The 24593-nt window shown below is 72.4% G+C and carries 20 protein-coding genes; 12 read left to right on the top strand and 8 right to left on the bottom strand.

Features of this window, described 5'->3' with window-relative positions; genetic code table 11:
* Positions 1–23: 23 nt before the first annotated feature.
* The 4 genes from OG982_RS07070 to OG982_RS07055 form a co-directional block, all read right to left on the bottom strand.
* Complete coding sequence (locus OG982_RS07070) at positions 24–659, bottom strand: DUF4126 domain-containing protein (protein ID WP_266788775.1); 636 nt, start codon at positions 657–659, stop codon at positions 24–26.
* Positions 660–780: 121 nt separating this feature from the next.
* The gene (locus tag OG982_RS07065) at positions 781–1182 is read right to left on the bottom strand and encodes a DUF3040 domain-containing protein (protein ID WP_266948163.1); all 402 of its coding nucleotides are present in this window, start codon (positions 1180–1182) and stop codon (positions 781–783) included.
* A gap of 265 nt (positions 1183–1447) precedes the next feature.
* Positions 1448–2206 carry a methyltransferase gene (locus tag OG982_RS07060; RefSeq protein WP_266788779.1) on the bottom strand — a complete coding sequence of 253 codons (759 nt, stop codon included), beginning with the start codon at positions 2204–2206 and terminating at the stop codon, positions 1448–1450.
* Positions 2207–2333: 127 nt separating this feature from the next.
* Entirely contained in the window at positions 2334–2819 is a 486-nt protein-coding gene (locus tag OG982_RS07055; protein WP_266788781.1) for an SAV_6107 family HEPN domain-containing protein, read from the bottom strand.
* A gap of 215 nt (positions 2820–3034) precedes the next feature.
* Here OG982_RS07055 and OG982_RS07050 point away from each other — a divergent pair, with 215 nt between their 5' ends.
* The 3 genes from OG982_RS07050 to OG982_RS07040 are packed head-to-tail and all read left to right on the top strand — an operon-like array spanning position 3035 to position 6694.
* Positions 3035–3970 carry an ATP-binding cassette domain-containing protein gene (locus OG982_RS07050; protein WP_266948161.1) on the top strand — a complete coding sequence of 312 codons (936 nt, stop codon included), beginning with the start codon at positions 3035–3037 and terminating at the stop codon, positions 3968–3970.
* Positions 3942–6032 carry a YhgE/Pip domain-containing protein gene (locus OG982_RS07045; protein ID WP_266788785.1) on the top strand — a complete coding sequence of 697 codons (2091 nt, stop codon included), beginning with the start codon at positions 3942–3944 and terminating at the stop codon, positions 6030–6032. The genes OG982_RS07050 and OG982_RS07045 overlap by 29 nt, the downstream gene beginning before the upstream one ends.
* 29 nt (positions 6033–6061) lie before the next feature.
* Positions 6062–6694, top strand: a complete 633-nt coding sequence (locus OG982_RS07040) for a TetR/AcrR family transcriptional regulator (protein WP_266788787.1) — start codon at positions 6062–6064, stop codon at positions 6692–6694.
* 350 nt (positions 6695–7044) lie between these two features.
* Here the strand turns inward: OG982_RS07040 and OG982_RS07035 are convergent, their stop codons facing one another.
* The 4 genes from OG982_RS07035 to OG982_RS07020 form a co-directional block, all read right to left on the bottom strand.
* Positions 7045–9468 (bottom strand): DUF3488 and transglutaminase-like domain-containing protein, encoded by a 2424-nt coding sequence (locus OG982_RS07035; RefSeq protein ID WP_266948160.1) that lies wholly within the window; start codon positions 9466–9468, stop codon positions 7045–7047.
* Positions 9465–10841, bottom strand: a complete 1377-nt coding sequence (locus tag OG982_RS07030; RefSeq protein ID WP_266948159.1) for a DUF58 domain-containing protein — start codon at positions 10839–10841, stop codon at positions 9465–9467. Before OG982_RS07030 ends, OG982_RS07035 begins: the two co-directional genes overlap by 4 nt.
* Positions 10841–11851, bottom strand: coding sequence for a MoxR family ATPase (locus OG982_RS07025; protein ID WP_266948158.1), 1011 nt, complete (start codon positions 11849–11851; stop codon positions 10841–10843). Before OG982_RS07025 ends, OG982_RS07030 begins: the two co-directional genes overlap by 1 nt.
* A 147-nt stretch (positions 11852–11998) precedes the next feature.
* Positions 11999–12550, bottom strand: coding sequence for a carbonic anhydrase (locus OG982_RS07020; RefSeq protein ID WP_266788794.1), 552 nt, complete (start codon positions 12548–12550; stop codon positions 11999–12001).
* 318 nt (positions 12551–12868) lie between these two features.
* On the opposite strand from OG982_RS07020, the gene rsmH reads away from it, so the two are divergent.
* From rsmH to murG, 9 genes are all read left to right on the top strand, one after another.
* Positions 12869–13828, top strand: coding sequence for a 16S rRNA (cytosine(1402)-N(4))-methyltransferase RsmH (rsmH, locus tag OG982_RS07015; RefSeq protein WP_266788796.1), 960 nt, complete (start codon positions 12869–12871; stop codon positions 13826–13828).
* 53 nt (positions 13829–13881) lie between these two features.
* On the top strand, positions 13882–14274 hold the full coding sequence (locus tag OG982_RS07010; protein WP_266948156.1) for a hypothetical protein: 393 nt from the start codon (positions 13882–13884) through the stop codon (positions 14272–14274).
* 186 nt (positions 14275–14460) lie between these two features.
* Positions 14461–16383, top strand: a complete 1923-nt coding sequence (locus OG982_RS07005; RefSeq protein ID WP_266788800.1) for a penicillin-binding protein 2 — start codon at positions 14461–14463, stop codon at positions 16381–16383.
* Positions 16384–16443: 60 nt separating this feature from the next.
* Positions 16444–18147: a UDP-N-acetylmuramoyl-L-alanyl-D-glutamate--2,6-diaminopimelate ligase gene (locus OG982_RS07000; protein ID WP_266788801.1), complete on the top strand. Its 1704-nt coding sequence runs from the start codon at positions 16444–16446 to the stop codon at positions 18145–18147.
* Positions 18144–19568, top strand: coding sequence for a UDP-N-acetylmuramoyl-tripeptide--D-alanyl-D-alanine ligase (murF, locus tag OG982_RS06995; RefSeq protein ID WP_266788803.1), 1425 nt, complete (start codon positions 18144–18146; stop codon positions 19566–19568). Before OG982_RS07000 ends, murF begins: the two co-directional genes overlap by 4 nt.
* A complete protein-coding gene (gene mraY / locus OG982_RS06990) occupies positions 19565–20635 on the top strand; it encodes a phospho-N-acetylmuramoyl-pentapeptide-transferase (RefSeq protein ID WP_266788804.1) in 1071 nt (356 codons plus the stop codon). Before murF ends, mraY begins: the two co-directional genes overlap by 4 nt.
* Entirely contained in the window at positions 20617–22044 is a 1428-nt protein-coding gene (murD, locus tag OG982_RS06985; RefSeq protein ID WP_266788806.1) for a UDP-N-acetylmuramoyl-L-alanine--D-glutamate ligase, read from the top strand. The genes mraY and murD overlap by 19 nt, the downstream gene beginning before the upstream one ends.
* A gap of 70 nt (positions 22045–22114) precedes the next feature.
* A complete protein-coding gene (gene ftsW, locus OG982_RS06980) occupies positions 22115–23476 on the top strand; it encodes a putative lipid II flippase FtsW (RefSeq protein WP_266788808.1) in 1362 nt (453 codons plus the stop codon).
* A 6-nt stretch (positions 23477–23482) separates the two neighbouring features.
* On the top strand, positions 23483–24577 hold the full coding sequence (gene murG / locus OG982_RS06975) for an undecaprenyldiphospho-muramoylpentapeptide beta-N-acetylglucosaminyltransferase (RefSeq protein ID WP_266788809.1): 1095 nt from the start codon (positions 23483–23485) through the stop codon (positions 24575–24577).
* Positions 24578–24593: the final 16 nt, after the last annotated feature.

The raw sequence follows: 24593 nt of genomic DNA, 5'->3' as shown, positions 1-24593 counted from the left end.
GGGCGGGCCGGGAACGACCCAGGTCAGTGGGGTGGCCACCCGGTGGTCCCGGTGGGCTCGCGGGCTTCGGCCGCCAGGTGTCTCTCCTCGCGGCGCTGGGCCCGGCGGCGCAGGAAGCGCCGGATCCGGGTCCACAGGAAGACCAGCGCGGTGATGCCGAGGGCCAGCAGCACGGCCGCGATGATCGCGGCGACCTGTGGGTTGAACATCGCGAACGTCACGAGCCCGGCCACGCCGAGGTCCTCGGCGATGCTCATCCCCACGTTGGTGAACGGCTCCGGAGACGTGTTGATCGCCATCCTGGTACCGGCCTTGACGAAATGGCTGGCCAGCGCGGTGGAGCCGCCGATCGCCCCGGCCGCGATGTCGGAGAGCGAGCCGCTCTGCCCGGCCAGCAGCGCGCCGATCACCGCACCGGCCAGCGGCCGGACGACGGTGTGGACCGCGTCCCATATCGAGTCGACGTACGGGACCTTGTCGGCCACCGCCTCGCAGAGGAACAGGACGGCCGCGACGATCAGCACGTCGGTACGTTGCAGCGATGCCGGGACGTCGTCGGACAGTCCGGTCGCGCCGAAGATGCCGAGCAGGAGGACCACGGCGTATGCGTTGATCCCACTGGCCCAGCCGCTGGTGAAGACCAGGGGGAGCACACTCACCTGATCATCATGCCGCAGAAGGCGGGGATCAGGCAGACGTACGACGGGAAGCGGGCCGGAAGAAGCGCGTGAGGGGACGGCCGCCGCCCGGCAGCCGTCCCCTCACCGAAATCCGCAGGGCCTACTGCCCGTGTTCATCGCGGCGGCGCTGCCACCGTTCCTCGATCCGGGTCATCATCGACCGACGCTGCCGGTTGTGCCCGTGGGCCGAACCGCTTGAACTGCCGGAGACGGGCTGTTCGCCGGGCTTGGGTGCCTTGCGCCAACCAGTGACCACGAGAGCCGTGCAGCCCAGCATGACGAGGAATCCCACCACGCTGACCCAGAGCACGCTCTGCCAGATCACACCGGTCATGAGGAGCGCGATACCCACCACAATGCCTGCGACTGCCATGTAGACCCGTCGCCGGGTGTACGTGCGCAGCCCGCTTCCCTCAAGCGCTGTCGCGAACTTGGGATCTTCGGCGTACAGCGCTCGCTCCATCTGCTCGAGCATTCGCTGCTCGTGCTCCGAGAGCGGCACGGGAGTCCTCCTCATCCGTCGGTCGCGGGGGGTAGCGACCAGGGGTCCCCTTCAGGATAGGCGGGGAATCGCCCCCGTGACACCCGCCCTCTACGCCACGTTCTGAAAAAGCACCGCGACGATCCGTACCGCCGAAAGGCGCGGTCACTGAGGCGGTTATTCCCCAATGACCCGGCCGCCATGCCGGTCGGTGTCCCCGATCATACGGGTCCGACCGGCGGAGCGGAGGGTGTACGGCCGACTCGGTGCGGTGCAGCGTCGCAGATCAGGCGGGCTTCTCGCCAAGGACGTGCAGTTGCGTCGCGACCGCGTGGAAGGCGGGCAGCTCGGCGGCGGCCTCCTCCAGACGCAGCAGCGCCTCGACCGCGCCGGGCTCGGTGTCCACCAGGACCCCCGGAACCAGGTCGGCGAAGATCCGGACGCCGTGCACCGCGCCGACCTCCAGGCCGGCGCCGCCGACCAGCTCGGCGAGCTGCTCGGCGGTGAAGCGCCGGGGCACCGGATCGCCGGAGCCCCAGCGGCCGGCCGGGTCGGTCAGCGCCGTGCGGGCCTCGGTGAAGTGGCCGGCCAGCGCGCGGGCCAGCACGGCCCCGCCGACACCGGCGCCGAGCAGGCTGAGGATGCCTCCGGGGCGCAGGGCCGCGTACGCGTTGGCGACGCCCTCGGCCGGGTCGTCCACGTACTCCAGCACGCCGTGGCAGAGCACCACGTCGTACGCGTCGCGCTCGACGACGTCCAGCAGGCCCTGCGCGTCGCCCTGCACACCGCGGACCAGGTCGGCGACGCCGGCCTCGGAGACCCGGCGCTCCAGTCCGAACAGCGCGTTCGGGCTGGGGTCGACCACGGTGACGCGGTGGCCCAGCCGGGCCACCGGGACGGCGAACTTGCCGGTGCCGCCACCGGTGTCCAGTACGTCGAGCACGTCCCGCCCGGTCGCCTTCACCCGGCGGTCGAGGGCCTCCTTGAGGACCTCCCACACCACAGCGGTGCGAAGGGAGGCGCGGGGGCGGGAAGTGTCCGACACGGCTGATGGCTCCTCGGCGCGGTAAGGGTGAGCGGTCCGGGCCCCACCCTATTCCCTTGGGGCTGCCATGCCGGTCACGCCGGGGTCGCGGCCCGACCGGCACGGCACCTGCGCGCCTTCGGCCCTCTCACCCCGCGCTGGGGCGCTCCGGACGCGGGATCGGCAAGGCCGGGGCGGCCGGCGGGCGCAGGGCGAGCATCCGCTCCACCAGCCGCACGAACATCGCGACTTCGCGCACCAGGTCGTCGGCCTCCCGCGCGGTCGCCGCACCCGGTATGCCCGCTTCGGCCCGGGCCCGGCGGGCCGCGCCGGACGCGAACAGCGCGCTCCACTCCGTCAGCTCCGGTGCTATCTCCGGCAGTACCTCCCAGGCGGGCCGGATCCGGGGCCGCCGCCGCGGGTTGACCGGCTCGGGCCGCCCGCGCGCGGCCAGCACGGCGGCGGCGGCGCGCAGCGCCGCGAGGTGCGCGGTGGCGTACCGCTCGTTGGAACCGGGCAGTTCCGCCGCCTCGGCCAGGCCGCCGCGGGCCTTGGCGAGCAGATCGAGGGCAGCCGGCGGGGCCGCCGACTTCCGCGGGACGGGGTGGACAGGGGACGGGGACGGTGTGGCCATGACGAACCTCCTGTCGATGCGTGGTGCTGTCGCGATGCCTTGTGTGGTGCGTTGTGCCGTGTTGCGTGGATCCATCGTGACGTGCCCCACTGACAATCGCTCTGACCTGCGGTTTCGCCCTGTCTGTCCGAGTAACTTCCCCCCGGGGCGCGGCAAGTGCGTCCGAAGGTGCTAGTTTTTGAACTGACCAGTCAGTTCAAAAGGGAGGGGTCGGCGTGGACAGCCCGCACGGCGCGGCAGTCAAAGCCGAGGACTTCGGACTCAAGGGCCCGCGCGGCTGGGTGTTCCGGAACGTCGGGATCGACGCGGCGCCAGGCTCGCTCATCGCGGTCGAAGGTCCCTCGGGCAGCGGCCGGACCTGCCTGCTCCTGGCCCTCACCGGCCGGATGAAGGCCACCGCCGGCCACGCCGAGGTCGGCCGCCACCGCCTGCCGAAGAAGATGGCCGCGGTCCGCCGCGTCACCGCCCTCGGCCCGGTCCCCGGGGTCAACGACCTCGACCAGGCCCTCACCGTCGCCGAGCAGCTGCGCGAGGGCGCCCTGCTCCAGCGCCGCTACGACGGCCCGGTCCGCGCCCTGCTCCGGCCGCGCGGCGAGCGCCGCACCTCCACCGCCGCCCGGATCGAGGAGGCCCTGGCCATCGCCGGCCTGGACCTCGCGACCCTGCCCAAGGGGCCCCGTACCTCCGTACGCGACCTGGAGCGGCTGGAATCCGTACGCCTGCACGTGGCCATCGCACTGCTCGGCAACCCGCGCCTGCTGGCCCTCGACGACCTGGACCTCAAGCTCTCGGACGCCGAGCGCGCCGAGGCCTGGACCCTGCTCCGCGAGATCGCCGCACGCGGGACCACCGTCATCGCGGTGTGCAGCGAGGCCCCGCAGGACGCCACCGTGCTGCGCACCGGCCCCCCGGCCAAGACCGAGCCGCCCACGTCGGCCCCCGCACCCACCGCCGAGCCGGAGCGCGCCGAGGCCGAACCCGAAGCCGAAACCGGACCCGAGGCCGACGAAGCCAAGGCCGAAACTGCACCCGAAGCCGAAGCCGAAGCCGAAGCCGAAGCCGAAGCCGAAGCCGAAGCCGACACGCAAACGAAGCCGATCAAGAACACGAAGGGGACGGACGATGCGCTCGCCGAAGCTCGCCGCGCTTGAGCTGAAGCGGTTCGGGCGGGGAAAGCTCCCCCGGGCCGCCCTCGTCGCGCTGCTCCTGCTGCCGCTGCTCTACGGCGCGCTGTACCTCTGGTCCTTCTGGGACCCCTACGGCCGCCTCGACAAGGTGCCCGTCGCCCTCGTCAACGCCGACAAGGGCGTCACCGTGGACGGCAAGCGCATCGACGCCGGCGACGACATCACCAAGAAGCTGCGCGACAGCCGTACCTTCGACTGGCGCGAGGTCAGCGCCGCCGAGGCGGCCAAGGGCCTGGAGGACGGGAAGTTCTACCTCTCCCTCACCATGCCCGCCGACTTCAGCGAGAAGATCGCCTCCAGCTCCGGCGAGGACCCCACCACCAGCGCGCTCCAGGTCCGCACCAACGACGCGAACAACTACGTCGTCGGCTCGATCTCCCGCACCGTCTTCTCCGAGGTCCGCTCGGCGGCGTCCACCAACGCCTCCCGCAACTTCCTCGACAAGATCTTCGTGTCCTTCTCCGACCTGCACGACAAGACGGCCGAGGCCGCCGACGGCGCCGACCAGATCAAGGACGGGGCCGGAAAGGCCCAGAAGGGCGCCAAGGACCTCGCCGAGGGCCTCGACACGGCCAAGCAGAAGTCCGGCGAGCTCACCAGCGGGCTGAAGCAGCTCAACTCGGCCGCCGGACAGCTGAAGACCGGTTCCCGGACCATCGCCGACGGCACGCAGAAGCTCGCCGACAAGATCGACGGCGTCGCCGGCAAGGCCCGCCCCTTCATCGAGGACCCCAAGCAGCTCGCCGACACCGCCGTACTGGTCGCCGACACCGCCAAGGTCACCAGGAACCACCTCGACAAGTTCGCCGAGAAGGCGCCCGGCGCCGCCCGCGTCTCGCAGCTCCTCGCGACCCGGACCGCCGCGGATTACAACGACCTGTGCGCCCCCGGGACCAAGCTGACCCCCGAGGCCTGCGACCGGCTGAAGAAGACCAAGGACCTCGCCGCCGAGGCCGCGCTGCTCAGCGGTGACGTCAGCAAGCTGGTCAAGGACTCGAACGGCGACCTCGACAAGCTCCGCAAGCAGCTGACCGAACTGGAGAAGGAGGCCCGCGCGCTCGCCGTGAAGGCCCCCGCCCTCAACTCCGACCTGGCCGCCGCCGTCAGCCAGGTCAAGACGCTCAACGACGGCGCCCACAAGGTCGCCTCCGGCATGGCCCAGCTCCACACCGGCCTCGGCACCGCCACCAGCGGCTCCGGCAAGCTCGGCGAGGGCGTCGGCAAGCTCGACGACGGTGCGCACACCCTGCACGGCGGCATGTACAAGCTCGTCGACGGCAGCGGCGACCTCGCCGACGGCCTGCACGACGGAGTCGGCCAGATCCCGGACTACGACGAGAAGCAGCGCGACACCCGCACCGAGGTCATGGCCGACCCGGTCAAGCTCGCCAACCAGTCCCTGCACAAGGCGCCCAACTACGGCACCGGGTTCGCCCCGTACTTCATCCCGCTCTCCCTCTGGGTCGGCGCGATGGTCGCCTACATGCTGATCGCCCCGATGAACAAGCGGGCCCTGGCCGCCGGCGCCTCGCCCTGGCGGATCGCCCTCGCGGGCTGGCTGCCGGTCGCCGGCCTCGGCGTCGCGCAGGTCGCCATGCTGATGTCCGTACTGCACTGGGCCCCGGGCCTCGGCCTGCAGATGGCGCACCCGGCGCTCACCATCGGCTTCCTGATGCTGGTCACCGGCTGCTTCGCGGCGATCGTGCAGTGGCTGAACGCCAAGTTCGGCGCGGCCGGGCGGATCCTGGTCCTCGCCGTCCTGATGCTCCAGCTGACTTCGGCGGGCGGTACGTACCCCGTGGAGACCAGCCCGGACTTCTTCAACGCGATCCACCCGTACCTGCCGATGTCGTACATCGTCGAGAGCCTGCGCCGGCTCATCACCGGCGGCGACCTCGCCCCCGTCTGGCAGGGCAGCGCGGTCCTGCTGGCCTTCACGTTGGGCGCCCTCGCCCTCACCGCGCTGGCCGCTCGCGGCAAGCAGGTGTGGACGATGGACCGACTGCACCCGGAACTGAGTCTGTAAGGAGGCGTTGACCTGTGAGAATCAGCGCCATGGAAAGCAGCAGCACCGGTACGGGTACCGGCAGCGGCCGACGGCAGGCCACCCGGCAGAAGCTCTACGAAGCGGCTGTCACCCTCATCGCGGAGCAGGGCTTCTCGGCCACCACGGTCGACGAGATCGCCGAGCGGGCCGGGGTCGCCAAAGGGACGGTGTACTACAACTTCGCCAGCAAGACCGACCTCTTCGAGGAGCTGCTGCGGCACGGGGTCGGTCTGCTGACCGAGTCGCTGCGCACGGCGGCGCAGGAGACGGAGGCGCGGGGCGGGACCCGGGTCGAGGCGCTGGACGCGATGATCCGGGCGGGGCTCGTCTTCATCGACCGGTACCCGGCCTTCACGCAGCTGTACGTCGCCGAGCTGTGGCGCACCAACCGGGCGTGGCAGTCCACGCTGATGGTGGTCCGGCGGGAGGCGGTGGCGGTCGTGGAGACCGTGCTGCGGGAGGGGGTCGAGCGGGGTGAGCTCAGCGCGGAGATCGACGTGCCGCTGACCGCTGCCGCGATGGTGGGGATGGTGCTGGTGGCGGCGCTGGACTGGCAGTCGTTCCAGAGCGAGCGCTCGCTGGACGACGTGCACTCGGCGCTGTCGCTGCTGCTGCGGGGGAGGGTGAGCGGGAGCCGCTGACGTACCCCGGTCGGCGGTGCCGCGGGGCGGCCGGGCCGGATAGAACTGGGAACTGAGTATCCGTACCTAGGCGCGGAAATGAGTACGCGTACGGATGGGCTCCCACCTGCGGGAACGCCAGACTGGGGGACGACGGACAGGGGCCTTCGGCCCGCACCGCGGACACGGGGCCGCGGAGCGGGCCGGGGCCTCGTCCCTCGCCGGGGAGGACAACGCCGGGCGACGAGGCTCCAGGGGGAACGAGCCGCGCCGCCCGGCGTTCGCGTTTCCCCGCCTCAAACGCCAAACGGGGCTGGAAGATCCAGCCCCGTTTGGCGTTTTCGAAGACCGGGTCCCGACGGGGTCCCGGGTCAGCCGCGGCTCCGCAGGGGGAGGCGGAGGGCGGACAGGCGGGTCGCGGTCGCCGTCGTGACCGCGGACCAGCGGGCCGAGGCCGCCCAGGCGACTCGCGCCGTCGAGCGGGGGAACAGCCGCGCGCGCAGGCGCGCCGGCCGGGAGAGGGCCGCGAGGAGGGCCCCCCGGGTCAGCAGGACGTCGTCCGCCAGGCCCGGGTAGGAGGCGTCCGCCCCGGCCGGGGCGTACAGCGTCCGCTCCACGGCCCCCGCGACCCGGTGCACCGCGGCCCCGGCCTCCGCGTCCAGCAGGCCCAGCTCCACGACCCGCGCCGCCGCACCCCGGGGCGACAGCGACTCGTCGGGCGCGATGCCCACGTCCCACGCCGCATCCCCCAGCTCGCGCCAGGCCTCCAGCACCGACCCCGCGGCCAGCCGCCGCCCCCGTACCCGCGTCCGCCACAGCAACGGCAGCAGCGGCAGCCCCAGCAGGGCGACCCCGCCCGCGACCCAGCCCAGCACCGCGAGCACCGAAGGCCCGCCCGCGCCCGGACCGGCCTGCTGCGACAGCGCCGGCCCCCCGCACTCGCCGAGCTTCTTCAGCTCCGGCGGGCAGTCGTCCGCCTTCGACGGCGCCGCGTTCGGCTCCGACGCACTCGCCGACGGCAGCGCCGCCGGCGCCGACGGCCGGCTCGACGGAGCCTGCTCCCGCGTGTAGTCCGGGATCGAGATCCCGGAGCGCGGCGTCGGCTCGAACCGGGTCCAGCCCACGCCCTCGAAGTACAGCTCCGGCCAGGCGTGCGCGTCCCGCATCGACACGTTCCAGGTGCCGTCCGACTGTCGCTCGCCCGGCGTGAACCCGACCGCGACCCGGGCCGGGATCCCCAGCGCACGCGACATCGCCGCCATCGAGAACGCGAAGTGGATGCAGAAGCCCTCCTTGTCCTCCAGGAACCGGGCCACGGCCTGCGACCCCGTACCCGAGGCGGTCCGCGTGTTGTAGCGGAACCCACCGCTCACGGCGAAGTAGTCCTGCAGCTTCACCGCCCGCGTGTAGTCGTCCTTCGCGCCCCGTACGACCTTGCGGGCCGTGTCCGCGACGACCGGCGGCAGGTTGTCCGGCAGCTTCGTGTACTCGGCGCGGATCGTGTCGCTCGCCGCCGGCGCGCTCTGGAGCTGGCGCACCGTCGGCCGCAGCAGCATGCTGCGCACCGTGTACTGCGCGCCCTGCACGTTCTGGAACTTGTCCTTGCCGAGCTGGTCCCCGACCAGGGTCCGGCCAGCCTGCTCGAAGCGCCACTTCCCGCCGATGTCCACCCCGGTCGCCGGGTACGGCATCGGCAGGTAGCGCTGTACGTAGGTGTCCGACGCCGAGAAGGTGGTGCGCACCTCGGTCGCGGAGGCCCGTACCTGATCGCCCAGCCCCGGCGGGTTCGGCAGCCGCTCCGGGACGTCGCTCAGCGGCCGCCCGGAGGCCTCCCACTTGACCCCGTTGAACTCGTCGAGCGCCAGGATCCGCACGTACTGGTCCGCGACCTGGCCGCTGTCCGTGCGGTACTTCAGCACCACCCGGTTGTCCTGCGCGTTCAGGCTGCTCTGCAGCGAGACCAGCGGGTTGACCGCCGAGATGGTCCCGCCGCCCGAGCCGTTGCCGCCGGCCTCGCCCGAGCCCCGGCCGCCGAGCAGGCCGTCGCCGAGCGCCGGCAGCGCCAGCGGCACGGCCAGCGCCAGGCCCAGGGCCAGCACGCCGATCCGCCGCCCGGTGCGTACGGGCGCCACGGCCTGGCCGCCGCCGCCCGCGCCGCCCCCGTAGCCGGAGGCGGCCGACACCCGGTCGCGCGGGGCAGCACCGAAGACCCGGCCCCACTGGGCGAGCCGGTCGCGGCCCTCCGCCAGCAGCAGCAACAGGTAGCCGGTGCCCGCCAGCAGGAACGAGAACCAGGAGCCGTCGTGGTCGGCGGCCAGACCGGCGGCCACCGAGTAGAGCGCGAGCAGGGGCAGCCCGGCCGCGGCGGCCGTGCGCAGCGTCACCGCCAGCAGGTCCACGAGCAGCCCGATCAGCAGCACCCCGGCCAGCAGCAGCAGCTTGATGCCGTCCGTCAGGGGAGCCGGTATCGCGTACTCGCCGACGTCCTGGACGCCCCGGCCGAACAGCGCGCCGAAGTCGGTCACCAGATAGGCCAGCGGCCCGCTCCCGGTGGACTCGCCCTTCCCCGCGAACAGGAAGACGAGGAGCAGCAGCGACACCAGCAGCTGCGCGGCCACGGTCAGCGACCGCGCCAGCGGCACCCGCCGGGCCCCGGCGCCCACCGCGGCCTGCACGGCCAGCAGCAGCGCCGCCTGCGCGATCCACGTGTTCGACTCGACCAGCCCGGCCAGCGACCAGGAGGTCAGCAGCGTCGCCAGCGCCGCGAAAAGCGTCAGTCTCGCGCGCCCGCTCATCCCCAACCTCCGGAAGTACCCGTGCCGAGCGGAGCGTTCCCGGCCTGCCGCCACAGCTCGCCGAAGGCGACCCCGGGCGGGGCGGCCAGCGCCGTCCAGCCGGCGTCGCGCAGCCTGCGCAGCCGTTCCTCCAGCGGGGGCAGCGCGTGCTCCTGCGCGGGCCGCCCGGACCAGGTCGCGGAGTCCAGTACGAAGGCCACCGCACCGCCCGCCCGCTGGCGCATCTTCGCCGCGAGCTCCGTCTGTACGTCGTCCAGATCGCCGAAGAAGCCGATGAGGAGCCCGTCGGAGCCGGCTCCCCCGAGCGCTCCGCCCGCCCCGCGGACCGCGTCGTAGGCCCGCGACAGCCCGGCTCCGTCGGAGTGGCCGACCACAGCCAGGGTGTCCATCATCAGCCCCGCCGCCACGGCGGACTCCTGCCCGCCGGCGGAGAAGCCGCCGCCGCCGTCGCCGGGCACCGAATCGCCGGTGTCGGTCAGCAGCCGCACCGAGAAGCCCTGTTCCAGCAGGTGCGTCAGCGTGGAGGCGGCGCCGGAGACGGCCCATTCGAACGCGGAATCCGGCCCGGCTCCCTCGAAGGCGAGCCGGCGGGTGTCGAGCAGGACGGTGGCCCGGCTGCGCTGGGGCTGCTCCTCGCGGCGCACCATCAGCTCGCCGTAGCGGGCGGTGGAGCGCCAGTGCACCCGGCGCAGGTCGTCGCCGCGCCGGTAGCCGCGCGGGATCACGTCGTCGTCGCCGGCCAGCGCCAGCGAGCGGCGGCTGCCGTCCCCGTAGCCGGAGGAATCGCCGGCCAGCCGGACCGGGGCCAGCTCCTCGGTGCGCGGGATGACGGTGAGGGTGTCGTACGTGCTGAAGGAGCGGGTCAGCTCGACCAGGCCGAAGGGGTCGCTCAGCCGCAGCTGGAGCGGGCCCAGCGGATAGCGCCCGCGCAGGTCGGAGCGGACCCGGTAGGACACCTCGCGGCGTCCGCCCGGCTCGACCCGGTCCAGCACGAAGCGGGGCCGGGGACCGAGGACGTAGGGCACCCGGTCCTGGAGCATCAGCAGGCCGGTCGGCACCCGCGAGGTGTTGTCCATCCGCAGCTGCACCCGGGCCTCGCCGCCCGCCGACACCCGCATCGGGGTCAGCCGGCGGCTGCCGGTGACCCGGTGGCGGGTGCGGTGCAGGGCGAGGACGCAGATCAGCGGCAGCGCCGCGAGCAGCAGCCCGACCCGCAGCAGTTCCTCCTGGCCGAGGACGTACGCGCACACGGCGGCGGCGATCCCGGCGGCCACGAAGGAGCGGCCGCGCGTGGTCAGCCCGGACAACGACGAGCGCAGCCCGCCGGTGGGCCGGCCCCCGCCACCGGCGCCGCGCGGGGCACCGGCGCTCATCAGAAGCCCCGGGTGCCCGCGCCGGGCGGCATCTCGCCGCGGACGTGCGCGGCCGGGACGGGAGTGCGCTGGAGGATGTCTTGGACGACCTGCTCGGCGGTGCGCCGGTTCAGCTGGGCCTGCGCGGTGGGCAGCAGCCGGTGCGCGAGCACGGGCGCGGCCAGCGCCTGGACGTCGTCGGGCAGCACGTACTCGCGGCCGGAGAGGGCGGCGGAGGCCTTCACCGCGCGCAGCAGGTGCAGGGTGGCGCGGGGCGAGGCGCCCAGGCGCAGGTCCGGGTGGCTGCGGGTGGCGGAGACCAGGTCGACGACGTAGCGCCGGACGGGCTCGGCGACGTACACCTCGCGGACGGCCTCGATGAGCTTGACGATGTCGTGGGCGTGCGCGACGGCGGTGAGGTCGTCGAGCGGGGAGAGCCCGCCGTGCACGTCGAGCATCTGGAGCTCGGCCTCGGGGCTCGGGTAGCCGACGGAGACGCGGGCCATGAAGCGGTCGCGCTGGGCCTCGGGGAGGGGGTAGGTGCCCTCCATCTCCACCGGGTTCTGGGTGGCGACCACCATGAACGGGCTCGGCAGCGTGTACGTGGTGCCGTCGATGGTGACCTGGCGCTCCTCCATCGACTCCAGCAGCGCGGACTGGGTCTTGGGGGAGGCGCGGTTGATCTCGTCGCCGATGACGATCTGAGCGAAGATCGCGCCCGGCTTGAACTCGAACTCGCGGCGCTGCTGGTCGTAGATGCTGACGCCGGTGATGTCGGAGGGCAGCAGGTCCGGGGTGAACTGGATGCGCTGCACGGAACAGTCGATGGACTTGGCGAGGGTCTTGGCGAGCATGGTCTTGCCGACGCCGGGGACGTCCTCGATGAGCAGGTGTCCCTCGGCGAGCAGCACGGTCAGCGCCAGGCGGACGACCTCGGGCTTGCCCTCGATCACGCTCTCGACCGAGCGGCGGACCCGCTCCGCCGTGCTGGTCAGATCCGCGAGGCTCGCTCGGTCGTCATACGTCGTCACCTGGTTCTCCTCGGCCCTTTCTCAGGGCCGACGCCCTCGGCGCGTGCACGGCCCACCCCAAACACCTCTACGAACGCGGACGCCGCCCCGGAGGCTGTCCGGGTGACGTCTCTGCGCATTCTTGACGGCGCCCGGGGCCCGTGTCACTCAGGAGGCCGGATCGATCTCCCGCAGGAGCCCGGTGTGCACGTCGAAGACGAAGCCTCGCACATCGTCCGTGTGGGGGAGGAAGGGGTTGGTGCGCACGCGCTGCATGGACTGGCGAACGTCCTGGTCAACGTCGCGGAAGGCCTCCACGGCCCAGGCGGGGCGCTGGCCGACCTCGTCCTCCAGCTCGTGCCGGAAGTCCTCGGTCAGGCGTTCGAGTCCGCAGCCGGTGTGGTGGATGAGTATCACCGCGCGGGTGCCGAGGGCGCGCTGGCTGATGGTGAGCGAGCGGATGGTGTCGTCGGTGACGACTCCGCCGGCGTTGCGGATGGTGTGGCAGTCGCCGAGTTCCAGGCCGAGGGCGGCGTGCAGGTCGAGCCGGGCGTCCATGCAGGCCACGACGGCGACGTGCAGGACCGGCCGGGCGTCCATGCCCGGATCGGCGAATTCCGCGGCGTACTGCCGGTTGGCCTCGACCAGTCGGTCCGTGACGGTACGGCCGCTGGATGCCAGGGGAGCGGAGTCGGCGGGCAGGGATGCGGAGGTCGTCATGGGTACGACGTTAATGGTCACGGCTCGTTCGGGCACGGAGTGAGGGTGGACAAAGAAGGTCAACCGGCTTTGTTGTGAGCTAACCCACAGGAGTGAGGCGGGGGCGCCCGATCGGGTGATTCGCGGCATTTGTGGGTTCCCGGGGAGAGCGCCGCACGGCACGCGGGGCGGTTCGTTGACCGCGGCGACCGTTGCACTAAAGTGGCGCGAACCGGCCGGAGCCCGGCCCTACCGGCCGTCCGGCCCTTGGAAATCCTGGTAAAACTCCGCGTGCGCGGCGCGGCGTACGCCTGCCGCGCCGTTATCTGAGAGGGCGCTTTGACTAGCGAGTCCCGACATGTCCCGGTGATGCTCCAGCGGTGCCTGGACCTGTTGGCCCCGGCGCTGCAGAAGCCGGGGGCCGTCGTCGTCGACTGCACCCTCGGCCTCGGCGGCCACAGCGAGGCCCTGCTCACCCGGTTCCCCGAGGCCCACCTGATCGGCCTCGACCGCGACAAGGAGGCCCTGCGGCTCTCCGGCGAGCGGCTCGCGCCCTTCGGCGACCGGGCCACCCTGGTCCACGCGATCTACGCCGACCTCGCCGAGGTGCTCGACGGCCTGGGCATCCCGGCCGTCCAGGGCATCCTCTTCGACCTGGGCGTCTCCTCCATGCAGCTGGACGAGGCCGACCGCGGGTTCGCGTACGCGCAGGACGCGCCGCTGGACATGCGGATGGACCAGACGACCGGCATCAGCGCCGCGGAGGTCCTCAACACGTACGCCCCGGGCGAGCTCGTCCGCATCCTGCGCCAGTACGGCGAGGAGAAGCAGGCCAAGCGGATCGTGTCGGCGGTCGTCCGCGAGCGGGAGAAGGAGCCCTTCAGCAACAGCGCCCGGCTGGTGGAACTGATCCGGGACGCGCTGCCGCAGGCGGCGAAGCGGACGGGCGGCAACCCGGCCAAGCGGACCTTCCAGGCGCTGCGGATCGAGGTCAACGGCGAGCTGTCGGGCCTGGAGCGGGCCATTCCGGCCGCCGTGGACCGGATCGCGGTGGGCGGGCGGATCGCGGTGCTGTCCTACCACTCGCTGGAGGACAGGCTGGTCAAGCAGGTCTTCGCGGCGGGCGCGGCCTCGACGGCTCCGCCGGGGCTGCCGGTGGTCCCGGAGAAGTACCAGCCGAAGCTGAAGCTGCTTACGCGCGGCGCGGAGCTGCCGACGGAGGAGGAGATCGCCGAGAACCGGCGGGCCGCCCCGGCCCGGTTCCGCGGTGTCGAGCGCATCCGGGAGGCGCGGCTGTGACCAAACGCGGGGGTCGGCCGGGGAAGGCGGCGACTGCCGGGCAGGCTGCCCGGATGCCGTTCGTCCTGCTGGTGGTGGCGCTGCTGGGCGGCGGGCTGATCAGCCTGCTGCTGCTGAACTCCGCGCTGAACGAGGGCTCCTTCCAGCTGTCGAACCTGAAGAAGGAGACCACCGCGCTGACGGACGAGGAGCAGGCGCTCCAGCGGGACGTGGACGGATACTCGGCGCCGGACGCGTTGCAGCGGCGGGCGCACGAGCTGGGCCTGGTCCCCGGTGGCAGCCCGGTCTTCATCGGCCCGGACGGCAAGGTCGCCGGCGCGGCGGCGACCGCGTCGGAGCCCCCGCCGCCGTCGGCCCCGCCGTCCGCCCCGCCGTCTCCGCCGGGCTCGCCGGTCGCCTCCACGCCGGCCCCGAGCCCCACCCCCAGCCAGACCCCCGGAAGGTGACGCCGTGACCCGCCTCCGCGCCTCGATCTCCCCCGGGACCCCGGGCGCAGCCCGCCCCTGGGCCTCAGCCCCAGCCCCCGCGCCGCGAACGCCGGCGGGGCCGGAAGCGCCCTCCGGGCGATCCGGGAACGCCGGCCGGGGCGGCATCCCGAAAGCGACAGCGCCCGCCGGCACGGCGGTGGCGGCGTGAGCGGGGAGCGGCCGCGGCGGGTGCCGGGGCCGGCGCGGAAGGCGGTGGCGCCCCGCAGGCCCGCCCCCGCGCGGACCCCGCAGACGATCCGGCTCGGCAACCCCAAGCCCCGCCTGCGCCTCGTCAGCGTCGGCCTGACCCTCGTCATGCTCGCCTTCGTCGTCCGGCTCCTCCAGGTCCAGGCCGTCGACGCGTCCGCGTACTCCGCCAAGGCCTCCGAGAACCGCTTCGCCAGCCACACCCTGGCCGCCGAACGCGGGGAGATCACCGACCGCAAGGGCGTCGCCCTCGCCACCAGCGTCGACGCGTACGACATCACGGCCGACCCCAAGATGTTCACCCCGCAGGAGAGCAAGGCCCCCGACGCCCCCGAGCAGGCCGCCGCCCTCCTCGCACCCATCCTGGGCAAGGACGCCAAGGCGCTCACCAAGCTCCTCAAGAGCAAGAACACCCGCTACGTGATCCTGGCCCGCCGCCAGACCCCCCAGGTCTGGAACCAGATCAAGGACCTCCAGCGGGTCTTCGCCGAGAAGGCCGCCGCCGACCGCAAGAACAACGGCCCCGGCGCCAACGTCATCGCCGGCGTGTTCAAGGACGACAGCAGCAAGCGCGTGTACCCGAACGGCAACCTGGCCGCCGGGATACTGGGTTACGTCAACGCCGACGGCAAGGGCGGCGGCGGCCTGGAGTCCGCCCTCGACAAGAAGCTGGCCGGCAAGGACGGCGAGCTGACCTACGCCCAGTCCGGCGGCCGCCGCGTCCCCACGGCCGGCTCCAGCGAGAAGCCCGCCGTGCCCGGCGAGGACATCGAGCTCACCATCGACCGCGACATCCAGTGGGCGGCGCAGAGCGCCATCACCGAGCAGGTCGAGAAGTCCGGGGCCGACCGCGGCTACGTCATCGTCCAGGACACCCGCACCGGCGAGATCCTCGCCATGGCCAACGCCCCCGGCTTCGACCCCAACGACCTCTCCAAGGCCAGCTCCGCCGCCATGGGCAACGCCGCCCTCCAGGACGTGTACGAGCCCGGCTCCACCGCCAAGGTGATGTCGATGGCCGCCGTACTGGAGGAGAAGAAGGCCACCCCCGACACCCATGTCGAGGTCCCCAACCGGCTGCACCGCGGCGACCGCCTCTTCAAGGACGACATCGACCACCCGACCTGGTACCTGACCCTCAACGGGGTCCTCGCCAAGTCCTCCAACATCGGCACCATCCTGGCCACCGGCCAGCTCGGCGCCACCCAGTCCGAGGCCAACCGGGTCCTGTACTCGTACCTGACCAAGTTCGGCATCGGGCAGCCCACCGGCCTCGGCTACCCCGGCGAGTCCCGCGGCATCCTCGCCAAGCCCGAGGCCTGGTCCACCTCGCAGCAGTACACGATCCCCTTCGGCCAGGGCCTGTCCCTCAACGCCATGCAGGCCGCCTCCGTGTACTCCACCATCGCCAACGGCGGCGTCCGGATCGAGCCGACCCTGGTCCGCGGGAGCAGGGGCCCCGACGGCCGCTTCACCCCGGCCCCCGCGCCGGACAAGAACCGCGTGGTCAGCGAGGCAACCGCGAAGAGCCTCGCCGGAATGCTCGAATCCGTGGTCGACGACCAGGAGGGCACCGGCACGAAGGCCCGCATCCCCGGCTACCGGGTCGGCGGCAAGACCGGCACCTCCAACCGGGTGGATCCGGCCACCGGCCGCTACAAGGGGTACACCGCCTCCTTCGCCGGGTTCGCGCCCGCCGACAACCCCCGCGTCACCGTCTACTGCGCCATCCAGAACCCCACCAAGGGCAGCTACTTCGGCGGCCAGATCTGCGGCCCCATCTACAAGAAGGTCATGGAGTTCGCCCTCAAGACCCTCCAGGTCGCCCCCACCGGAACCGCCCCCGCCGGGCTGCCCGTCACCTACGAACAGGGCCGCTAGCGGCCCGCCCAGCCACCCGACCCCCCGGCGGGCCCGCCGGAAAACCGTGAGGCACCATCAGTGACAACGATCACCCCCGAACCCGGGAACCGGACCGCCGCGGACCCGGCGGCCGGGCCCTCGCTTCGCAACCGGCCCGCCGCGCCCGGTACGCTCACCGCCGTGCCCCACGCTGATCAGCCCAGAACCACCCAGAAAGACGCCCCGGCGACGCCGCCGGGAGCGCCGCGACCCGCGTCCGTGCGACCGGTGCCGCTGCCCGAGCTCGCGGCCCTGGCCGGTCTCGAAGCCGCGGGCGACGCGGCCGCACCGCAGATCACCGGCATCACGCACGACTCCCGTGCCGTGCGCCCCGGCGACCTGTACGCGGCCCTGCCCGGCGCCAAGCTGCACGGCGCGGACTTCGCCGCCCAGGCGGCCGCGAACGGCGCCGCCGCCGTGCTGACCGATCCGACGGGCGCCGAGCGCGCGGCCGCGACCGGGCTCCCGGTCCTGGCCGTCGCCGACCCGCGCCGCCGGATGGGCGAGCTCGCCGCCGAGATCTACGGCCGGCCCGGCGAGGGCCTGCTCCAGCTCGGCATCACCGGCACCTCCGGCAAGACGACCACGGCGTACCTCGTCGAGGGCGGCCTGCGCGGCGCGGGCCGGCGCACCGGACTGGTCGGCACCGTCGAGATGCGCATCGGCGACGAGCGCATCAAGTCGGAGCGCACCACCCCCGAGGCCACCGACCTCCAGGCCCTCTTCGCGGTCATGCGCGAGCGCGGGGTCGAGGCCGTGGCCATGGAGGTCTCCAGCCACGCCCTCGTGCTCGGCCGGGTCGACGGCTGCGTCTTCGACGTCGCCGTCTTCAACAACCTGAGCCCGGAGCACATGGAGTTCCACTCCGACATGGAGGACTACTTCCAGGCCAAGGCGCAGCTCTTCACCGAGCGCCGCGCCCGCCTCGGCGTGGTCAACTTCGACGACGAGTACGGCCGCCGTCTGGCCAAGGAGTCGTCGATCCCGGTCGTCACCTTCTCCGCCGCCGGCGACCCGGCCGCCGACTGGCGCGCCGAGGACGTGGTCACCGGCCACATGGACTCCACCCTGACCCTGGTGGGCCCCGAGGGACAGCGCGTACGGGCCACCGCCCCGCTGCCCGGCCCGTTCAACGTCGCCAACACCGTCGCCGCGATCGTCACCCTCGCCGCCGCCGGCCTCGACCCGCAGACCGCCGCCGACGGCGTCGCCGCGGTCCCCGGGGTGCCCGGCCGACTGGAGCGGGTGGACGCGGGACAGCCGTACCTGGCCGTCGTCGACTACGCGCACAAGACGGACGCCGTCGAGTCGGTGCTGCGCGCCCTGCGCGAGGTCACCACCGGCAAGCTGCACATCGTCCTCGGCTGCGGCGGCGACCGCGACACCACCAAGCGCGCCCCGATGGGCGCCGCGGCGGCCCGCTTCGCCGACACCGCCGTCCTGACCTCCGACAACCCGCGCTCCGAGGACCCCCTCGCGATCCTCGCCGCGATGTTCGAAGGCGCCGCGTCCGTGCCGCCCGCCGAGCGGGGCACCGTCCTCGTCGACGCCGACCGCGCGGCGGCCATCGCCGCCGCCGTCGCCCGCGCCGAGCCCGGTGACACCGTGCTGGTGGCGGGCAAGGGCCACGAGCAGGGCCAGGACACGGCAGGCGTCGTACGTCCCTTCGACGACCGCGCGGTGCTCCGCGCGGCCATCGAGACCCGGCAGCACCATGCCCGACAGGCCGAGGTGAACCAGTGATCGCCCTTTCCCTCGCCGAGATCGCCGACATCACCGGCGGGCGGCCCCACGACATACCGGATCCGTCGGTGCGGATCAGCGGGCCCGTGGTCATCGACTCCCGCAAGGTGGAGGCCGGCAGCCTGTTCGCCGCCTTCGCCGGCGAGCACGTCGACGGCCACGACTACGCGGAGCGCGCGGTGGCGGCGGGAGCCGCGGCCATCCTCGCGGCCCGGCCCGTCGGCGTACCCGCGATCGTCGTCCCGGACGTGGAGAAGGCGCTCGGCGCCCTCGCCCGGGCCGTCGTCGAACGCCTCGGCACCGACGTGGTGGCCCTGACCGGCTCGGCCGGGAAGACCTCCACCAAGGACCTCATCGCGCAGGTCCTGCAGACCCACGCGCCCACGGTGTGGACCCCCGGCTCCCTCAACAACGAGATCGGCCTGCCGCTCACCGCCCTCCAGGCCACCGCGGAAACCCGCCACCTGGTCCTGGAGATGGGCGCCCGCGGCATCGGCCACATCGAGTACCTCACCGGCCTCACCCCGCCGCGCATCGGACTCGTCCTCAACGTCGGCACCGCCCACATCGGGGAGTTCGGCGGCCGCGAGCAGATCGCGCGCGCCAAGGGGGAGCTGGTCGAGGCCCTCCCCGCCGAGGCCGACGGCGGAGTCGCCGTACTCAACGCCGACGACCTGCTCGTACGCGCCATGTCCGCCCGCACGAAGGCCCGTACGGTGCTCTTCGGCGAGGCCGAGGACGCCGACGTACGGGCCACCGAGGTGCGCATGACCCCGGGGGGACAGCCCGCCTTCACACTCCACACACCGACCGGGTGCAGTGATGTGACCTTGCGGCTGTACGGTGAGCACCACGTGTCGAACGCGCTCGCCGCGGCCGCCGTCGCCCATGTCCTGGGCATGTCCGCCATGGAGATCGCCACCGCGCTCTCCGGGGCGGGAACGCTCTCCCGGTGGCGGATGGAGGTCACCGAGCGTGCGGACGGCGTGACGATCGTCAACGACGCCTACAACGCGAATCCCGAGTCCATGCGGGCCGCCCTGCGCGCGCTAGTCGCGATGGGCGGCGCCGCCAGGGCGAACGGGGGACGTACGTGGGCGGTGCTGGGCCCCATGGCCGAGCTCGGTGACGCGTCGCTGGCGGAGCACGACGCGGTGGGACGGCTTGCCGTCCGGCTCAACGTGAGCAAGCTCGTCGCAGTCGGGGGCAGGGAAGCGTCCTGGCTGCAACTGGGCGCATATAACGAGGGTTCGTGGGGTGAGGAGTCGGTGCTCGTGTCCGACGCGCAGGCGGCGGTCGACCTGTTGCGCAGTGAACTGCGTCCGGGGGACGTCGTGCTGGTGAAGGCTTCCAGGTCGATCGGCCTGGAGCGGGTCGCGCTGGCGCTCCTTGAGCGCGAGGGCGGTGTCGCCGACCGATGAGGCAGATCCTGGTTGCCGGTGTCATCGGCATGTTCCTGACGGTCATCGGCACGCCGCTGCTGATCAAGCTGCTGGCCCGCAAGGGCTACGGCCAGTTCATCCGCGACGACGGCCCCCGCGGCCACGCGGGCAAGAAGGGCACGCCCACCATGGGCGGCATCTCCTTCATCCTCGCGACGCTCGTCGCGTACGCCCTGACCAAGGTGATCACGTCCAGCGAGCCGACCATCTCGGGTCTGCTCGTCCTGTTCCTGATGGCGGGCATGGGCCTGGTCGGCTACCTGGACGACTACATCAAGATCGTCAAGCGGCGCTCGCTCGGTCTGCGGGCCAAGGCCAAGATGGCCGGCCAGCTGATCGTCGGCATCGCCTTCGCGGTGCTCGCGCTCCAGTTCTCGGACTCGCGCGAACTGACCCCGGCCTCCACCAGGCTGTCGTTCGTCACGGACTTCGGCTGGTCGATCGGCCCGGTGCTGTTCGTGGTCTGGGCGCTGTTCATGATCCTGGCGATGTCCAACGGCGTGAACCTGACCGACGGTCTGGACGGCCTCGCCACCGGCGCCGCGGTCATGGTGTTCGGCGCCTACACGTTCATCGGCGTCTGGCAGCACCAGGAGTCCTGCGCCAACGCGATGACGCTGACGAACCCCAACGCGTGCTTCGAGGTGCGCGACCCGCTGGACCTCGCGGTCGTCGCCTCCGCCCTGATGGGCGCCTGCTTCGGCTTCCTGTGGTGGAACACCTCGCCCGCCAAGATCTTCATGGGTGACACCGGCTCGCTCGCGCTCGGCGGCGCGCTCGCCGGCCTCGCGATCTGCTCCCGCACGGAGTTCCTCATCGCGCTCCTCGGCGGCCTCTTCGTCCTCATCACCATGTCGGTGGTCATCCAGGTCGGCTCCTTCAAGCTGACCGGGAAGCGCGTCTTCCGCATGGCCCCGCTGCAACACCACTTCGAACTCAAGGGGTGGTCCGAAGTCCTTGTGGTGGTCCGCTTCTGGATCATCCAGGGCATGTGCGTGATCGTGGGTCTCGGTCTCTTCTACGCGGGATGGGCAGCCGACAAGTGACCTCCTGGCACGGCAAGAACATCACCGTCGCCGGCCTCGGCGTGAGCGGCATCAGTGCCGCCCGCGCCCTGGCCGGCCTCGGCGCATCGGTGACCGTCGTGGACGGCGGCGACAGCGAGGGCCACCGGGCCCGGGCCGCCGAACTCGGCGAACTGGGCATCTCCGTACGGCTCGGCGACGCGCGGACCCTCCCCGAGGGCACCGAACTGGTCGTCACCTCGCCGGGCTGGCAGCCCGACAGCCCGCTGTTCGAGGCCGCCGCGGCGGCCGGGGTCGAGGTCGTGGGCGACGTCGAGATCGCCTGGCAGCTGCGCGGGCCCGACGCGGCCCCCTGGCTCGCGATCACCGGTACGAACGGCAAGACCACCACCACCCAGATGCTCGCCTCGATCCTCAAGGCCGCCGGCCTGAAGACCGCGGCCGTCGGGAACATCGGCACCCCCATCGTCGACGTGGTGCTCGGCGAGGAGAAGTACGACGTACTCGCCGTCGAGCTCTCCAGCTACCAGCTGCACTGGGCGCCCTCGCTGCGCGCCCACTCGGCGGCCGTCCTGAACCTGGCCCCGGACCACCTCGACTGGCACGGCTCGATGGAGGCGTACGCCGCCGACAAGGGCCGCATCTACGAGGGCAACACCGTCGCCTGCGTCTACAACGTCGCCGACCCGGCCACCGAGGCCCTGGTCGTCGAGGCGGACGTCGAGGAGGGCTGCCGGGCGATCGGCTTCACCCTCGGCGCCCCCGGTCCCTCCATGCTCGGCGTGGTCGACGGCATCCTCGTGGACCGCGCCTTCGTCGAGAACCGGCAGAAGAACGCCCAGGAACTCGCCGAGGTCAAGGACGTCAACCCGCCGGCCCCGCACAACATCGCCAACGCCCTCGCGGCGGCGGCCCTGGCCCGCGCCTTCGGCGTGGAGCCGCGCGCGGTCCGCGACGGGCTGCGCAACTTCCGCCCGGACGCGCACCGCGTCGCGTACGTGGACGAGGTCGCCGAGGTCGTCTACATCGACGACTCCAAGGCCACCAACACGCACGCCGCGGAAGCCTCCCTGGCGGCCTTCGAGACGGTCGTCTGGATCGCCGGGGGCCTCGCCAAGGGCGCGACCTTCGACGAGCTCGTACAGAAGTCCGCGAAGGCGCTGCGCGGCGTGGTGCTGATCGGCGCCGACCGGGCGCTCATCGCCGAGGCGCTGGCGCGACACGCGCCCGAGGTCCCTGTGGTCGACCTCGAACGGACCGACACTGGGGCGATGCTCGCGGCGGTCCGGGAAGCGGCCCGGCTCGCCGAGCCCGGCGACACGGTCCTGCTGGCACCCGCCTGCGCCTCGATGGACATGTTCGCGAACTACAACAAGCGTGGGGACGCATTCGCCGACGCGGTGCGCGAACTGGCCGCCGAGAGCGCCTAGGTCCAGGCTGGGCTCCCTCCGGCCGGACGGCCGGCTGCTCGCCTCGCACGAGTGGAGGGGATGATCACAGATGCCGGCCAGACAAGTGCTGCCGGGGCGGCGCCCACCTGCCGTGAAGGCACAGGGCCGGGGGCGCCCCGCGGCGACTGCGAAGCGGCCCGCCCGGCGCGGGCCGCTGACCGGGCTCCGGCGTACCCAACTGCGGTTGCGCAAGGCCTGGGACCGGCCGCTGACCGCGTATTACCTGATTTTCGGCAGCTCGTTGCTCATCACCGTGCTCGGTCTGGTGATGGTCTACTCGGCGTCCATGATCAAGGCGCTCCAGCTGGGCCTCGGGGACGCGTACTTCTTCAAGAAGCAGTTCCTGGCGGCCCTGATCGGCGCCGGACTGCTGCTGGTGGCCTCCCGGATGCCGGTGAAGCTGCACCGGGCGCTGTCCTACCCGGTGCTCGCCGGCACCCTGTTCCTGATGGTCCTGGTGCAGGTCCCCGGGATAGGGGTCGCGATCAACGGCAACCAGAATTGGATCTCCCTTGGTGGTCCGTTCATGTTGCAGCCCAGCGAGTTCGGCAAACTGGCCCTGATCCTGTGGGGCGCCGACCTGCTGGCCCGCAAGGGCGACAAGGGCCTGCTGAGCCAGTGGAAGCACCTCCTGGTGCCGCTGGTCCCGGTGGCGTTCCTGCTCCTCGGGCTGATCATGCTCGGCGGGGACATGGGCACCGCGATGATCCTGGGTGCCATTCTCTTCGGCTTGTTGTGGCTGGCGGGTGCCCCGACGCGGATGTTCGTGGCAGTGTTGGCGTTCGCGGGTGTGATCGTCGCACTGCTGATCAAGACGAGCCCGCACCGCATGGACCGGCTGGCCTGCCTCGGGGCCACCGAGCCGGGCAAGAACGACCTGTGCTGGCAGGCCGTGCACGGGATCTACGCCCTCGCGTCCGGCGGATGGTTTGGTTCGGGCCTGGGTGCGAGTGTGGAAAAATGGGGCCAACTGCCAGAAGCCCACACCGACTTCATCTTCGCCATCACCGGGGAGGAACTGGGGCTGGCGGGGACGCTGTCGGTGCTCGCCCTGTTCGCGGCTCTAGGCTATGCGGGTATCCGCGTGGCCGGACGCACGGAGGACTCCTTCGTACGGTATGCCGCGGGAGGCGTGACCACCTGGATCACGGCGCAAGCCGTGATCAACATCGGTGCGGTGCTCGGTCTGCTGCCGATCGCCGGGGTCCCGCTCCCGCTGTTCTCCTACGGAGGGTCGGCCCTGCTGCCGACCATGTTCGCGGTCGGACTGCTCATCGCCTTCGCGCGTGAGGAGCCGGCGGCGCGAGCGGCGCTCGCGATGCGACAGCCGAAATCCGGCTGGAAGCGGACCGGGCCGATATGGAAGTCGATGAGACGGCGCGTCAAGAAGCGTCCGTCCGGAGAGCGGTGAATTTCGGTGCATGTCGTACTCGCCGGTGGGGGGACCGCCGGCCACATCGAGCCGGCGCTCGCCCTCGCGGACGCCCTGCGCAGGCAGGACCCTTCCGTGGGCATCACCGCCCTCGGCACGGAGCGCGGGCTGGAAACACGTCTGGTGCCGGAGCGCGGCTACGAGCTGGGTCTGATCCCCGCCGTGCCGCTGCCCCGTAAGCCGACCCCGGAGCTGATCACCGTCCCCGGACGGCTGCGCGGCACGATCAAGGCGGCCGAGGAGATCCTCACGCGTACCAAGGCTGACTGTGTCGTCGGCTTCGGCGGCTACGTGGCGCTGCCCGGCTACCTGGCCGCCAAGCGGCTCGGGGTGCCGATCATCGTCCACGAGGCCAACGCCCGGCCCGGCCTGGCCAACAAGATCGGCTCGCGGTACGCGCACGCCGTCGCGGTCTCCACCCCCGACAGCAAGCTGCGCGGCGCCCGCTACGTGGGCATCCCGCTGCGGCGCTCGATCTCGACCCTGGACCGGGCCGCGGTCCGCCCGGAGGCGCGCGCCGCGTTCGGCCTGGACCCCAACCTGCCGACGCTGCTGGTCTCCGGCGGCTCTCAGGGCGCCCGGCGCCTCAACGAGGTCATCCAGCAGGTCGCTCCGACCCTCCAGCGCTCCGGGATCCAGATCCTGCACGCCGTCGGGCCGAAGAACGAACTGCCGCGTGTCGACAACATGCCCGGGATGCCGCCGTATGTGCCGGTACCGTACGTGGACCGGATGGACCTCGCGTACGCCGCCGCCGACATGATGCTGTGCCGCGCGGGCGCGATGACCGTCGCCGAACTCTCCGCCGTCGGGCTGCCCGCCGCGTACGTACCGTTGCCGATCGGCAACGGCGAACAGCGGCTCAACGCCCAGCCGGTGGTCAAGGCCGGCGGCGGCCTGCTCGTGGACGACGCGGAACTGACGCCCGACTGGGTGCTCGGCCAGGTCCTCCCGGTGCTCGCCGACCCGCACCGTCTGTACGAGATGTCCCGCGCCGCCGCCGAGTTCGGCCGCCGGGACGCCGACGACCTTCTCGTCGGCCTGGTGTACGAGGCGATCGCGGCCCACAGGAACCGCTAATCCAGGAGGCACAGGA

This window comes from Streptomyces sp. NBC_01551 (assembly GCF_026339935.1).
Classification (GTDB): domain Bacteria; phylum Actinomycetota; class Actinomycetes; order Streptomycetales; family Streptomycetaceae; genus Streptomyces.
The sequence above is the reverse complement of the archived record's forward strand: the minus strand, read 5'-3'. Positions and strand labels throughout refer to the sequence as shown.